Origin of the sequence: Pseudarthrobacter phenanthrenivorans (assembly GCF_000813845.1) — a bacterium.
Classification (GTDB): domain Bacteria; phylum Actinomycetota; class Actinomycetes; order Actinomycetales; family Micrococcaceae; genus Arthrobacter; species Arthrobacter phenanthrenivorans_B.
The window spans coordinates 50,047-62,792 of record NZ_JWTB01000003.1 but is presented as its reverse complement, the minus strand read 5'-3'; the positions used below and the strand labels follow the sequence as shown (position 1 = coordinate 62,792).

At 68.8% G+C, this 12,746-nt stretch carries 13 protein-coding genes; 7 read left to right on the top strand and 6 right to left on the bottom strand.

The features are described 5' to 3' along the window. Window positions 1-16: 16 nt before the first annotated feature. Both RM50_RS01140 and RM50_RS01135 read right to left on the bottom strand, forming a co-directional pair. Window positions 17-556: a hypothetical protein gene (locus RM50_RS01140; protein ID WP_043449016.1), complete on the bottom strand. Its 540-nt coding sequence runs from the start codon at window positions 554-556 to the stop codon at window positions 17-19. 22 nt (window positions 557-578) lie between these two features. Continuing rightward, the gene (locus RM50_RS01135) at window positions 579-1,265 is read right to left on the bottom strand and encodes an NADPH-dependent F420 reductase (protein ID WP_043449013.1); all 687 of its coding nucleotides are present in this window, start codon (window positions 1,263-1,265) and stop codon (window positions 579-581) included. A 131-nt stretch (window positions 1,266-1,396) separates the two neighbouring features. On the opposite strand from RM50_RS01135, the gene RM50_RS01130 reads away from it, so the two are divergent. After that, the gene (locus RM50_RS01130; RefSeq protein WP_043449010.1) at window positions 1,397-2,251 is read left to right on the top strand and encodes a DUF1684 domain-containing protein; all 855 of its coding nucleotides are present in this window, start codon (window positions 1,397-1,399) and stop codon (window positions 2,249-2,251) included. Here the strand turns inward: RM50_RS01130 and RM50_RS01125 are convergent. Both RM50_RS01125 and RM50_RS01120 read right to left on the bottom strand, forming a co-directional pair. After that, window positions 2,248-3,453 (bottom strand): acyl-CoA dehydrogenase family protein, encoded by a 1,206-nt coding sequence (locus tag RM50_RS01125; RefSeq protein ID WP_043449008.1) that lies wholly within the window; start codon window positions 3,451-3,453, stop codon window positions 2,248-2,250. The two genes, RM50_RS01130 and RM50_RS01125, sit on opposite strands and share 4 nt — an antisense overlap. After that, on the bottom strand, window positions 3,450-4,244 hold the full coding sequence (locus RM50_RS01120; RefSeq protein WP_043449005.1) for an SDR family NAD(P)-dependent oxidoreductase: 795 nt from the start codon (window positions 4,242-4,244) through the stop codon (window positions 3,450-3,452). The genes RM50_RS01125 and RM50_RS01120 overlap by 4 nt, the downstream gene beginning before the upstream one ends. 138 nt (window positions 4,245-4,382) lie before the next feature. On the opposite strand from RM50_RS01120, the gene RM50_RS01115 reads away from it, so the two are divergent. Further along, complete coding sequence (locus RM50_RS01115) at window positions 4,383-5,666, top strand: glycoside hydrolase family 76 protein (RefSeq protein WP_043449077.1); 1,284 nt, start codon at window positions 4,383-4,385, stop codon at window positions 5,664-5,666. On the opposite strand, the gene RM50_RS01110 is transcribed toward RM50_RS01115, so the two are convergent. Continuing rightward, window positions 5,663-7,342 carry a glycoside hydrolase family 32 protein gene (locus RM50_RS01110; RefSeq protein WP_043449002.1) on the bottom strand — a complete coding sequence of 560 codons (1,680 nt, stop codon included), beginning with the start codon at window positions 7,340-7,342 and terminating at the stop codon, window positions 5,663-5,665. The two genes, RM50_RS01115 and RM50_RS01110, sit on opposite strands and share 4 nt — an antisense overlap. Before the next feature lie 118 nt (window positions 7,343-7,460). After that, on the bottom strand, window positions 7,461-8,078 hold the full coding sequence (locus RM50_RS01105; protein ID WP_043448999.1) for a YdeI/OmpD-associated family protein: 618 nt from the start codon (window positions 8,076-8,078) through the stop codon (window positions 7,461-7,463). A 106-nt stretch (window positions 8,079-8,184) separates the two neighbouring features. Between RM50_RS01105 and RM50_RS01100 the strand changes: the two genes are divergently transcribed. The 5 genes from RM50_RS01100 (at window position 8,185) to tgt (ending at window position 12,729) form a co-directional block, all read left to right on the top strand. Continuing rightward, window positions 8,185-8,922: a hypothetical protein gene (locus RM50_RS01100; protein WP_043448996.1), complete on the top strand. Its 738-nt coding sequence runs from the start codon at window positions 8,185-8,187 to the stop codon at window positions 8,920-8,922. Between the two features lie 9 nt (window positions 8,923-8,931). Continuing rightward, window positions 8,932-9,471 carry an NUDIX hydrolase family protein gene (locus RM50_RS01095; RefSeq protein WP_043448992.1) on the top strand — a complete coding sequence of 180 codons (540 nt, stop codon included), beginning with the start codon at window positions 8,932-8,934 and terminating at the stop codon, window positions 9,469-9,471. Window positions 9,472-9,559: 88 nt separating this feature from the next. Further along, window positions 9,560-10,591 carry a DUF6707 family protein gene (locus tag RM50_RS01090; RefSeq protein ID WP_043448990.1) on the top strand — a complete coding sequence of 344 codons (1,032 nt, stop codon included), beginning with the start codon at window positions 9,560-9,562 and terminating at the stop codon, window positions 10,589-10,591. Window positions 10,592-10,663: 72 nt separating this feature from the next. Further along, window positions 10,664-11,392, top strand: coding sequence for an SRPBCC family protein (locus RM50_RS01085; RefSeq protein ID WP_043448988.1), 729 nt, complete (start codon window positions 10,664-10,666; stop codon window positions 11,390-11,392). Window positions 11,393-11,442: 50 nt separating this feature from the next. Continuing rightward, window positions 11,443-12,729 carry a tRNA guanosine(34) transglycosylase Tgt gene (gene tgt, locus RM50_RS01080; RefSeq protein WP_043448985.1) on the top strand — a complete coding sequence of 429 codons (1,287 nt, stop codon included), beginning with the start codon at window positions 11,443-11,445 and terminating at the stop codon, window positions 12,727-12,729. Window positions 12,730-12,746: the final 17 nt, after the last annotated feature.

Sequence of the window (12,746 nt, the reverse complement as noted above, 5' to 3'; positions counted from 1 at the left end):
CGCAGTGGAATCCGTCTCAAAAGATGTCGCGGTACCCCACGTGGCGTTTGACCGCGTCCAGTTCAGCCCGTAGTTTTTCCACCTCGTGCTGCACGGCGGCGGCCTCGGCCTTCCGGCGGCGGCCCTCCCGGGCCTGCACGGCGGCGGCCCACAGCCCCACCGGCACCAGGACCGCCAGCGCCCAGCCTGCGGCCGCAAAAAAGCCGAGCGCCACCGGCAAGGCGGCCTGGAAGTCGATGAAATCGTTGGCCCTTCCCGCCAGGTCAGCCATTGCCGCGTCGAGCGGCTGCAGGAACTGGCCCACCACCGGCGCTCCGGAGAGCGACGGCGGGTCAAGCCTGGAGTGCGCGTCCCCGCCCCAGCGCCCGTCGGCAAGATGGTCCAGGACGTAGATGCCGGCACCGACGTTCACCGCTGCGAAGACGACGACGGCGGCCAGGGCTGCGAGGTCGGGGCGGCGGCGGCGCCAAAGCAGCACAGCCACCCCGGCGCAAAGCGCAGCCAGCCAGGTCAGTGCCGCCAGCCATTCCCGGTTCACTCCTGCAAGGATGTCCACCCACCCATTCAACCCCGGCAAATCAACCCGCGCGGACCACCTTGAAGTTGAAGTCGGGGGTTCCCAGCACGCCGAAGAGCCGCAGCCACAGCGGCAGGACCATTTCGGCACCGCGGGCGGTGGTGATGTCGCCAAGGTCGATAATGTCCTTGTGGCCGAGCTCCGCCAGGAGTCCGGTGACGGTTTTCCTGGCGTCGGAGTCGTCGCCGGACACGAACACGGAGTGCTCCCCGTCCGCCAGGCGCCGTGGGTCCACCATCAGCCCGGCGTTCATGGTGTTGAGCGTCTTCACCACCCGGGCTTCGGGAAATGCCCGCTGGATGCGCTCGGCGAGGCTTTCCGTGTTCACGGGGTTCAGCACCGGGGGCATCCCTTGCGTGAAGTCCAGCGGGTTGGACACGTCCACCAGGATTTTCCCTGCCAGCCGCGCCTCACCCGCCGCAGCCAGGGCTGCCAGCGATGCCGCTCCGTTCGTGGCGTTGACCACCAGTTCGCTGCTGCCTGCCGCGTCCGCGAATGTTGCCAGCCTGATGCCGCCGTGGCTTTCCAGCCATTCATTGAAGGGCCGTCCACCCATGGCATCGGGTGCACTGCGGGCGGCTGTTTCGCCGGGGTCGCGCGTCCCCAGGACAACCTCGTGTCCCAGCCTGCTGAACGCTGCCGCCAGCGCCCGCCCTACAGTGCCTGTACCTAGAACTGCGATCCTCATGGCAGAACGCTACCCCCCGTAACGGCCGGCGGGCAGTCCGCACCGCACATACCCGCGGGCCGGTACCGGCAGCCGGAATGAACGGGAAAGGGCCGCGGTTGTAGCGGGGGCAGATGCAACCGGAAGGAACCATGACCACTACCCCAGCCGCCGCCACGTCAACCGCCCGGCAGGAGCGCTGGCAGCGCTTCCGTGCCAACCGCAACAAGGCCCTGGCAGCCCCGTACGGCTGGCTCACCCTCACCTCGTTCCAGTGGCTCGAGGACTCGCCGGCCACCGTTGACCTTGTTCCGGGCCTGTGGTCCACGGACGGCACGGATTCGGCGCCGGCCACCACGGCGTTCCTCACTGCAACCGCGTCCGACGGGCTCACGCTGGTGGAGTCCGGGGAAAAGGTGGAGGGCACCATCTCCGCGGTCCTGGCGGATGAGGAATCGCTGATGTGGGTGCAGTTCGGGGGCCCGGAAGGAAACCAGGTGGTGGTGGAACTGGCCATGCGCGGCGGCCGCTATGCGGTCCGCACGCGGGATGCGGCCTCGCCGGTCTTTACGGGTTTCGAGGGCGTCCCCACGTACCCCTACAACCCGGAGTGGGAAGTGGTGGGGCGGTTCGAGCCCTACCCGGCCCCGGTGGACGTGCCGATTGGCACCGCGAACCCGCTGGTGGACGGCATGCACCGCTCGGTGGGCGAGGTGGTCTTCCGCCTCCCGGGCAGCAGGCACGAGTTCCGGCTCCAGGCGGAAGAGGAAAAGCTTGGCGCCCTGACCGTCACGTTCCATGACGAGACCAACGGCGACACCACGGACGACTGGCGCAAGCTCTCGCTCCCCCGGCCCCGGCCGGACGGGTCCGTTGTCCTGGACTTCAACCGGACCATCAACTACCCCAGCGCCTTCACCCCGTACGGCACCTGCCCCATGCCCGTGAAGAACAACAGCCTCGATATCCGGGTGGAGGCAGGCGAGAAGCAGCCCTATCCCGCTTAGGAGATGGCCGAGATTCCGGTGATGGCCCTGCCCACAATCAGGGTGTTCACTTCGAACGAGCCCTCATAGGTGTAGATGGCCTCGGCGTCGGCGAAAATCTTTGCCATCCGGTAGTCGGTGACGATGCCGTTTCCGCCCAGGATGGAACGGCCCAGGGCCACGGTTTCCCGCATCCGGGCGCTGAGGTAGGACTTGGCCAGGGCCACCTGCGGCATGCCGGCCCCGCCGGCGTCCTGCAGCCTGGCGATTCCTGCCATCATGGACATGCTGGCCACGGTGTTGCCCAGCATGGTCACCAGTTGCTGCTGGATGAGTTGGAAGTGTGCCAGCGGGCGGCCGAACTGATAGCGTTCGACGGCGTACTGCCGGGCGACGTCGAACGCGGCCAGCTGCTGGCCCACCGTCTGCCAGGCCACCATGATGCGGGAGCTGCGGAGCAGCTCCTTCGTGTCCTCGAAGCTGCTGATCCCGCTGAACCGGTCCGCTTCGGGCACCCGGACGTCCTGGAACACGATGTCGGCGTTCTGGACGGTGCGCAGGGCGATCTTGTTCTCGATCCTGCTCCGGCTGACCCCCGGCAGGGTGGCGTCCACGATGAAGCCGCGCACGGAGCCGTCCGCCTCGTCCCGCGCCCACACCAGCATGTAGTCGCAGAACGTCCCGTTGCCGATCCACCGCTTGGCGCCGTTGAGCACCCAGGTGTCGCCGTCGTCGTCCGCTTCTCCGGTGCTGGAGGAGATCCGCCGGGCCCGCGTCTCCAGCCCGCCGGCCACGTCGGAGCCATGCAGGGGTTCGGTCAGGGCGAAGGCACCGGTGGTGCGCAGTTCCGAGGCGTCCGCCAGGAGCCGTTCCTTCTGGTCTGTGCTGCCAAAGGTGTGCAGCGACTCGACGAAGAGGTCGTGGTGGACCAGGAAGAACGTGGCAAGCGAAGTGTCCACCCGTGTTATTTCGGCGATGACCAGGCCGGCGAAGAGGTGGCTGTATCCCCGGTGGGTGGGGGTGCTCAGTTCCAGGGCGGCGAGCTTGGGGAGGATGTGGGCAGGGAATTCGGCCTTGTTCCACCAGTCGGCGGCGTGCGGCGCGACCTCGGCGGCGAGGAAGTCCCGGAGTTCGGCCAGCTTGTTCCGTTCGGCCTGGCCGAGCATCGATTCGACGGCGAAGAAGTCCGCGGACGGCAGCTGGCGGATGCCCTGCGCGCTCATTTCGGTCCCATCCGGATGGCGCCGTCCAGGCGGATGGTTTCACCGTTCAGCATGGCGTTGTCCACGATGTGCGCCACCAGGTTGGCGTATTCCGCGGGCTTTCCCAGCCGGGAAGGGTGCGGAACCTGGGCGCCCAGGGAATCCTGCGCCTCCTGCGGCAGGCCCGCCATCATGGGGGTTTCGAAGATGCCCGGCGCGATGGTGACCACCCGGACCAGCGAGCGCGCCAGCTCCCGCGCCAGGGGCAGCGTCATGGCAGCCACGGCACCCTTGGAGGCTGAATAGGCGGGCTGTCCGATCTGCCCGTCGAAAGCAGCAACGGAGGCGGTGTTGATGATGACGCCGCGTTCGGGACCGCCGAGGGCGGTGACGGCGGGTTCGGTGCCCACCATGGCTTCGGCCGCCAGGCGCAGGACGTTGAAGGTGCCAATCAGGTTCACCTGGACCACCCGGCTGAACGTTTCCAGGGGCAGCACGCCGTCGCGGCCCAGCACCTTCCCGGGGGTGGCGATGCCGGCGCAATTCACCACGATCCGCAGCGGCCCCAACCCGACGGCGGTCCCGACGGCGGCGTGGACGTCCGCCTCGTCCGTCACGTCCGCCGGCGCGAAGGCGGCGGACTGGCCGGCCGCGGCGCGGGCGTTCAGTGTCTCTGCCATGGCCTGCCCGGCAGAGGAGGGGAGGTCAACGAGCACTACGGAGGCGCCGTCGTCGAACAGCCTGCGTGCCGTGGCTGCCCCCAGCCCGGAGGCGCCGCCTGTCACCAGTGCGACGCTGCCTGCAATGTCCATACATCCTCCTTGATGCGTCCCCATGCCGCGGCGCGGCGTCGGGCAACAGTTAATGAATGTTAACTGAAATCCGGCGCGCCCGCACCCTTTGGGGCCACGGGCGAAGAACGCGGGGGTGCCCCCGTTAGGGTGGACGGCATGACGTCCATGAGCACCGACCACGGCGGATGGCAGGAGAAGGCGAACCACGCGGCCAGGTCCGTGACCGCGCTGTTCGGCCGGAAGCTGCTGTTCCTGCCGGGAACCCACCTCGGCGCCATCCTGTGGCAGGGCAGTCAACCGGCGCGGCAGGACAGCCCTTCGGTGCCGGCGCAGGATCCGGGCAGCCAACCTGCGCCGTGGTGGCTGGCAGCCCTGCGGCGTGCCAGGCCTGCCGCAGCACTGGTCCTGCCATGGCACTACTGGTGGCAGGCGCACTATGTGGACTGCCTGGTGGACGCCGGGCGCCGGGAGCTTGGCGGAGGCGCCACTCCGGCGGCCCGGTTCAACGGCCCGGACCGGCCCAGCGCGGGGCATTTGGCCTCACGCCTGGTCACCGGAATCCGTCTCCGTAACGCCCTGACCTTCGTCAACAACTACTACGACGACATGGCGTGGCTTGCCCTGGCCACCCTGCGGCTGGACCGCCTTGCCGAGGAGAGCCGGCGTCCGGGCCGCCGCCGCAACGCAGCCGTCCGCGCATCGCTCACGCTCCAGTTTGATGCCGCCTGCACCGACGACCTGGGCGGCGGCGCGTTCTGGAGCAAGAAGCGGGACTTCAAGAACACCCCGGCCACGGCGCCGGTAGCCCTGTTCTACGCCCGTACCGGCCGGCAGGCCAAGGCCCAGGCATTGCTGGACTGGCTGGACGCCACCCTTTTCGACCCCGACCAGGAGCTGTACCTGGACGGCGCGCGCCTGAACGCCGCCGGCGAGGTGGTGCTGGAGCGCGCCGTCTACACGTACAACCAGGGGCCGGTGCTGGGGGCCCTGCTGGAAGTGGGCGGCGACGCGAACCTGGCCCGGGCCGCGGTGTTGATTGAGTCCGTGCGGCGCAGGCTTACCGTCCGGGAAGCGAGCGCGGTGCAGGGCAGCGTGCTCCGCTGCGACGGAACCGGCGACGGCGGCCTGTTTACAGGGATCCTCTGCCGCTACCTGGCGCTCGCCGCAGTGGACCCCCGGCTCCCCGGCCCAACACGGGCCACCGCAGCCCGGCTGGTGACGGACACCGCGGAGGCATTCTGGTCCGGCCGTCGAGCCGTCGGCACGGAGGAAGCAGGCGCGCGGCTGGCCACCAGCAGCATCTTTTCCATGCATGCCTCCCAACCGGCGGCCGCGACGTATCCGCAGGGAGCCGCCGTCGAGCTTTCCACTCAGCTCCAGGCCTGGATGACCCTTGAGGCCGCGGCGTCGGTCAGTGCGGCGGGGCGGCCGGCCGCCTAGCTGGACGGCTGGCGGATGCCGGCCAGCGCAGTGACGGTGCCGCCCTTGAGCTGCACCCCGGCGTCCGTTGCCAGGCGCGCCTCCCGGTGGCCCGGCGGCGGGAACACGAGCGACGTCAGCGCCTGCCCGGCCACGAAGACCTCCACCGAGGACCGGTCCACGAACACGGTCAGGCGCACGGTGTCCCCGGCGGGCCGGACCTCCACGGACCGGGCCGCGCGGTAGCTGTCGTCCACGCCGGAGCCGCCCTGCCGGTCCTTGCCCCCGGCCACGGCGTCGCCGTCCCGGAGCACGAACGCGCGTCCCGTCGTGAAGTCGTAGCCGACCGTGGCGTAGGTGGTGCCCCCGCTCTGCAGGAGGAGCCTGGCCTCACCGGTCCCGCTGGCAGGTCTTGCCAGTTCGACCTCGGCCTTGAAGGCTCCGCTGTCCGGCACTGGAAGTTCCCTCCCGTCGCCCAAGTCACCGCCGGGCACCTGGGCCGCCTCCCCTTCCAGCGACGCCAGCGCCGCGGTGGGGGACGATGCCAGCACGGGGCGGCCGCTGCCCGATTCCAGGCGGAGGTCGCGGACCACCGACGCGGCCCCGTGCCAGTCCGTCGGGGGCAGTTGCCGTGCGTACGCCCAGTTGTTCATCCAGCCGATGGCGTGGCGGGATGCCTTCCGCTGGGCGTCGGGAAGCCGGGGATCGTCCCAGGTGACGGCGGCGTAGAAGTCCGCTCCGCCGTCGAGCCATTGGTGCCCGCCCGCCGGGGTGAAGGCCTTCCCGTCGAAGCTGCCGGTCCAGTACGCCAGGCCGGTGGTGCGGCCCTCGGCGGAGCCGTTGGCGCTGGCGGCCAGGACCCAGGTGCGTTTGGCGGGGTCGCCGTCAACGTCCATCTGGAAGAAGTCGGGGCATTCGAGGATGCCCAGGCCGTCCTGCCGGAATCCGGACACATACGTCCACTGTTTAAGGTCTTTGGACGTGTAGAAGCCGATCTTCGACCCTTCGGCGAGCAGCATCAGCCACTGGTTGTTGGCGTCGTCGCGGACAATCCTCGGGTCCCGCCAATGCTCGGCGCCGGGGTTCTCCATCACCGGGTTCTGCCCGTAGCTTTGGAAGCTGTAGCCCTTGTCCGTGGAATAGAACAGGGACTGGCGCTGGACGCCGTCATGCTGCTGGGTCAGGACCGCGATGACCGCCCCCTTGCCGAATCCCGCCGTGCCCTCGGCGTCCACCACCGCGGAGCCGGTCTCGATATCGCCCAGGCCGTTGCGGAATTTCCGGATGGCGACGCCCTCGTTCTTCCAGTGCACCAGGTCCGTGCTGGTGGCGTGGAACCATTCGGTGCCGTTTCCCTCGGGGTAGTCGGCGTTGTAGAGGTAGTAGTAGTGCCACAGCCCGTCCAGGAAGAAGGGCCGCTGGGGATCGTTCATCCAGCGCTGGTCCGGGGTGAGGTGGTAGGCGGGCCGGTAACCGGGCCCCTCACCCGGAGCGGTTTCCGGGGGTGGCGGGCCGGAGGGGGCGGCAGGGGAACCGGCAGGTCCGGGCCGGGCCCCATCCTGCCGGCCTTCCTGCCCGTTTCCGGCAAGCACCAGCGAAACGGCCAGGGCCAGGACTGCCACGGCGGCTACCGCGGACCACAGGAACGGGCGGCGCCGAAGGGCGGCAAGGACTGTTCGGGGGAGGGTGGGGGGCATGGTGGTGTCGATCCGTCGCTGAATGCACAAATGCCGTCCCCCGGATCGGGGAACGGCACCAGCGCAAGTGAACCATCGAGTTTACCGGTTCCGCTCCCGGCACCCCAACCGTATGACGTTACCCCGCGGGCTCCGGGTCCACCCCGGCAGGCCGCTTCTTCTGCGGAAACGGCGTCTCCCCCCGCGCCAGCATGTCCACGAACCCTGCAATCCGGCGTTCCCGGGTGGCGGCCTGCTTTGCCGAGTTGGTGCGGTAGACCAGGGCGAACAGGTTGGTTTTGGTGAGGACGTCGAACATCGCCTGCGCCGCCGGGTTGGCAGCGATGGCGGCGGCGAGGTCTGCCGGGACCTGCACATCGGCCTGGCCGCCGTATGCTGCGTCCCACCGGCCGTCGGCCTTTGCAGCGGCAACTGCGGCGCGGCCGGCGTCGGTCATTTTCCCTGCCTCCTCCAGCCTGGCGATGTGGCCCACGTTCCGGGCGGACCAGACGCTGCGGGGGCGCCGCGGCGTCATCCGCTGGAAGGAGCTTTCGCCGTCCCGGCGGCGCAACTGTCCGTCGATCCAGCCAAAGCACAGGGCCTCGTCAAGGGCCGCCGGATAATCCAGGCTGGTCACCGTCCCGCCCTTTTTGTGCAGGACCAGCCACACTCCCGGGCTGGTGGCGTGGTTCTCCTCCAGCCAGGCGCGCCAGGCGGCGGCATCGGGCACCAGCAGTTCCTCAAGGTCTTCGGCCATGGCCTAATTCTGCCGCTGAAAACCCCGTCCACAAGCCCCGTGTGCAGCGCCGCTCCACGTGGCATCATTGCCCCTACAGACCAGTTCCCCACCCTAGGACAACGCCATGCTCCGAGTCCGCCCCGTCCACTCCACGTCCCGCCCCGGGTCCTGGACGCAGTTCCTCACGGCCTTGGGGATGGTCCAGACAGAGGACGACGGCGGGCGCCAGGTCTTCGATTCAGCGTCAGGACGCCTGGTGCTGCAGCCCGCGGAGGCGGGATCCGGGCAGGACGGCAAGACAGTGTTTGCGGTTGAGGTGGGGGACGTGGCGGAGTTTGCCCGCCGCACCAACCTGGCCGCGCAGGAGGACGGCGCGCCGGACGACGGAACCGGACCTGCGGAGCTGGCTCCGGCCGGCGGGGCCTGCCGGATCAGCGCGCCGGACGGGTTCAGCTTCATGGCGGACAAAGCAGGCCACTTTGCCCAGTGCGCGGACGCCGACCCCTTGCTGGCCGTCGTCGGCGTCTGGTACACCGCCGACCCCGAGGCTGCCGCCCGGACGCTGCTGCACATCGGAGCGCGGCCACGCCCGGTGCCGGACAATGATGAAACCGCCGACTTCACGGCCAAGAACGGCGGGGTCCTCCTGGTGCGTCCGGCGTCCGGGCCATCCCGCGCGGGGCTGGGCTTCGAGTACGGCGGCGGACTGGAACCCCTGCAGGAGCGGCTGGCCGCCGCAGGATTCGCCGCCAGCCTGACCGAAGAGGCCTTCGGCAGCACCCTGCACGTGGCCAACCCGGACGCCGGCAGCCCCAACGCGCCCGCCACCGTGTGGGTCTCCCAGCGGCGCCCCATGGGGTAGAACTTAAGCATGAACGTGCGCACACCTGACCCGAATCCCGGCTGGCTCTCTGAAGAAGACCTCTTTGAGGCACGGGGGCGGCTGCCCATGGTGTACGTGGAGGCAGTGCCGGTCCGGCTGGATCCGTTGGGGTACGTCAACGAGGTGGGCACGCTGCTGCAGGCGGATGCCGACGGGACCATGGTGCGGTCCCTGGTGTCCGGCCGGGTCATCTACCGTGAGACCATCCGCGCCGCCCTGCTGCGGCACATGGAAAAGGACCTCGGCCCCCTGGCGTTTCCGCAGCTCCCGCTTAGCCCCGTACCGTTCACCGTTGCCGAATACTTTCCCGCGCCGTCCCAGACCGGCTTCACCGACGAGCGGCAACACGCCGTGTCCCTGGCCTACGTCATTCCCGTCACGGGTGAGTGCGAGCCCCGCCAGGACGCCTTGGAACTGACCTGGATGACCCCCCAGGAAGTGCTCAGCCCCGGCGTCCAGATGGAGTTTGCCGGCGGCCGCGGCGGCCTCATCCGGCAGGCCCTGGCGTTTGCAGGCGTGGGCTTCTGACATCCCCGCCGGGACGTGGGGGTCCCCGGTTTCAGGGCTCCGCCTTTGTAGACTGTAGGGCGGACCGCAAGAGAACTTAAGGACTCCCATGACCGAAACACCAGCCGCCAGGCACCACCGTGAACAGCAGGCTGGATCTCTGACCACCGGCAGCCACATCCTCCTTCCCGACGGCCAGCGCACTGCCGAAATCGACCAGGTGGAGCTGGAACGGGACGATTTCGGCTCCCCCGCCCTGGTGCTGGCAAGCCTTTCCGGCGGCGGGACGCTGCGGGTCGCCGTCGGCACCACGGTCACGGTCGTGGAGGGAACGCACGACGACGTCACCCAGCTTCCGCTGCCGGCCACCCTTCCGGAGGCCGCCCCTCGTGCGGAAACCGCCGCGCCCAGCGACAGGGGGCAGGAGCAGCCCGGCGGCGGGACAGGGCCGATCGCCGTGGCGCCCGCCGTCGTCGTACCTCCGCTGCCGCCGGTCCCGCCTGCGGTGACCGGACCCAGCGACGAGGAACTTGCGCTCATCCCGGCACCGGCCGGCACTCCCGAATCCGTGGTGGAAGCCGCCGCCGAGGCACACCCGGATGCCCAGGGTGTCCTGCTCCTGGCGGACCGGCTGTCCAAGGGCGTCAATTTCAAGTCCGGAAGCTGCCTGAAGGACCTCAGCGACCTGGCGCACGAACTGTTCATCACGCTCAAGGACCCGAACGGCGCCCTTTCGGTGGCGGACCTCCTCACGGTGCTGCCCTACGACGGCAACCCGGGCCGGTGGAGCTCGGTGGAGGCCGCCCTGGCGCTGGCCAGCTACATCTGCCGGCAGGACGGCCAGGATGAACGCGCGGAAGTGTACGAAAAACTGATCCGCACCCCGGAAAACCAGGAAACGGACCCGTTCAAGGCGCGGATGGCCGCCAAGGTGCGGCAGCGCTCGCTCAACGAGCCCAACCTGTACGACAAGGAAATCTTCCGCTCGATCGACAACTCCAACCATGATGCAGAACGCGAATGGCGGCTGCTGCGGCTCGAATCCCTGCTGTTCCTGCGGGCCCACGGGGGCTCGGAGACCATCGGGATGTCCGAACTGGAGCGCCGCATCAGCAATGAGCTGGAGGCGGTCCGCGCCTGACCTCCCGGGCGCTGTCCCCATACGGGAATTTCCCCCTACCCGGGCCCCTGTCCGGGGCGTACATTCGGGGCTATGACGAACAATCTCAGCGTAGTGATCAACGCCGACGCGCCGCAGGTCTGGACCATGCTGCGCGAACCGTCCAAGGTGGCACAGTGGCACGGCTGGCAGGCCGAGGACCTGGAATCCGAGATCAAGGAGATCTACTTCTCCAGCGACGTGGAGGAATCCGCCGACCACACCAGGCTCACCGTGCACGGCGGGGACACGTTTGAACTCCACCCGGTGCCCGAAGGAACCCGGGTCAGTGTCACCCGCGGGGCGCTGGACCATGATTCGGAGTGGGCGGCCTGGGATGAGGACATCACCCAAGGGTGGCTGACCTTCCTGCAGCAGCTCCGCTTCGCCCTGGAACGCCACCCGCACGGCAAGCGCCACACCCTGTTCCTGCACCTGACGGACGGGAAGGGCTCCGCGATTGAAAAGCTCGGGCTTGCCAGCCTTCCTGCGCCCGGCGAGCCGTACCAGCTCACGCTGGACACCGGTGAGGAGATCAGCGGGAAGGTCTGGTTCCGGACCAGCCACCAGGTGGGACTGACGGTCCACGGCTACGCCGAGCACGGCGAGGGACTGCTGGTGGTGGCCGACCATCCGGCCATCAAGGATGTCCGGGCCGAAGGCGAAGGTTCGCTGGTGATCGCTTCCACCTACGACCTTGGTGCGGGCGCACTGGAGGCCATCAGGTCGTCCTGGGATTCCTGGCGGTCCAGCAACTATCCGGAGTCGGACCCGGCCAGCTGAGGACCCGGCTGGTTTGTTAGGGCGCCCCGGTTTGCTGGCACACTGGTACCGTGCCAGCCAACCCCGCCTTCGCCCTGCCTGATACCCGGTCACAGTTTTCCTTCACGGTGGGCACGCGCCTGGCGGAGTCCAACCCGCCCACGGACGCGCAAGTGGCCGGCAACGGCGGCGGGTTCCTGGGCCGGACCGGCACCATCACCACCCCGCATGGTGACATCCAGACGCCGGCGTTCATCGCCGTCGGCACCAAGGCCACCGTGAAGGCCGTGCTCCCGGAATCCATGGCGGACCTGGGTGCCCAGGCCCTGCTGGCCAATGCGTACCACCTGTACCTGCAGCCCGGCCCGGACATCCTGGACGAAGCCGGCGGCCTGGGCAGGTTCATGAACTGGCCCGGCCCTACCTTCACGGACTCCGGCGGGTTCCAGGTGATGAGCCTTGGGTCCGGGTTCAAGAAGGTCATTGACATGAAATCGGTGGACGCCTCCGGCCCGGACGACGCCGTTGCCCCCGGCAAGGAACGCCTGGCGCACATCGATGACGACGGTGTCTGGTTCAAGTCCCACCTGAACGGGGACCGCCACCGCTTCTCGCCCGAGATTTCCATGCAGGTCCAGCACCGGATCGGCGCGGACATCATGTTCGCGTTCGACGAGCTCACCACCTTGCAGAACTCCCGGCGCTACCAGGAGGAATCCCTGGAGCGCACCCGGCTGTGGGCAGAGCGGTGCATCGCGGAGCATTTCCGCCTGAGCGGGGAACGGGCGGCCAAGCCGTACCAGGCGCTGTTCGGCGTGATCCAGGGGGCGCAGTACGAGGACCTGCGCCGGAAGGCCTGCCGCGACCTCGGCGCCATGCCGTTCGACGGGTTTGGCATCGGCGGGGCACTGGAGAAGGAGAACCTGGGCACCATCGTGCGCTGGTGCAACGAGGAACTCCCGGAAGACAAGCCGCGGCACCTGCTGGGCATTTCCGAGCCGGACGACATTTTCACTGCCATCGAAAACGGTGCCGATACCTTCGACTGCGTTTCCCCCACCCGGGTGGCCCGCAACTCCGCCTTCTACACCCCGTACGGCCGGTTCAACCTCTCCGGAGCCAAATACAAGCGCGATTTCGGCCCGCTCCAGGACGGCTGCGACTGCTACGCCTGCACCAACTACTCCCGGGCCTACATCCACCACCTGTTCAAGGCCAAGGAGATGCTGTCCGCCACCCTGATCTCCATCCACAACGAACGGTTCGTGGTGAAGATGGTGGACGACGCCCGGCTGGCCATCGAGTCCGGCACGTTCTTTGACTTCAAGGCCGAAACCCTGGGCCGGTATTACTCCTGACCCCTGCTCCCGGGTGC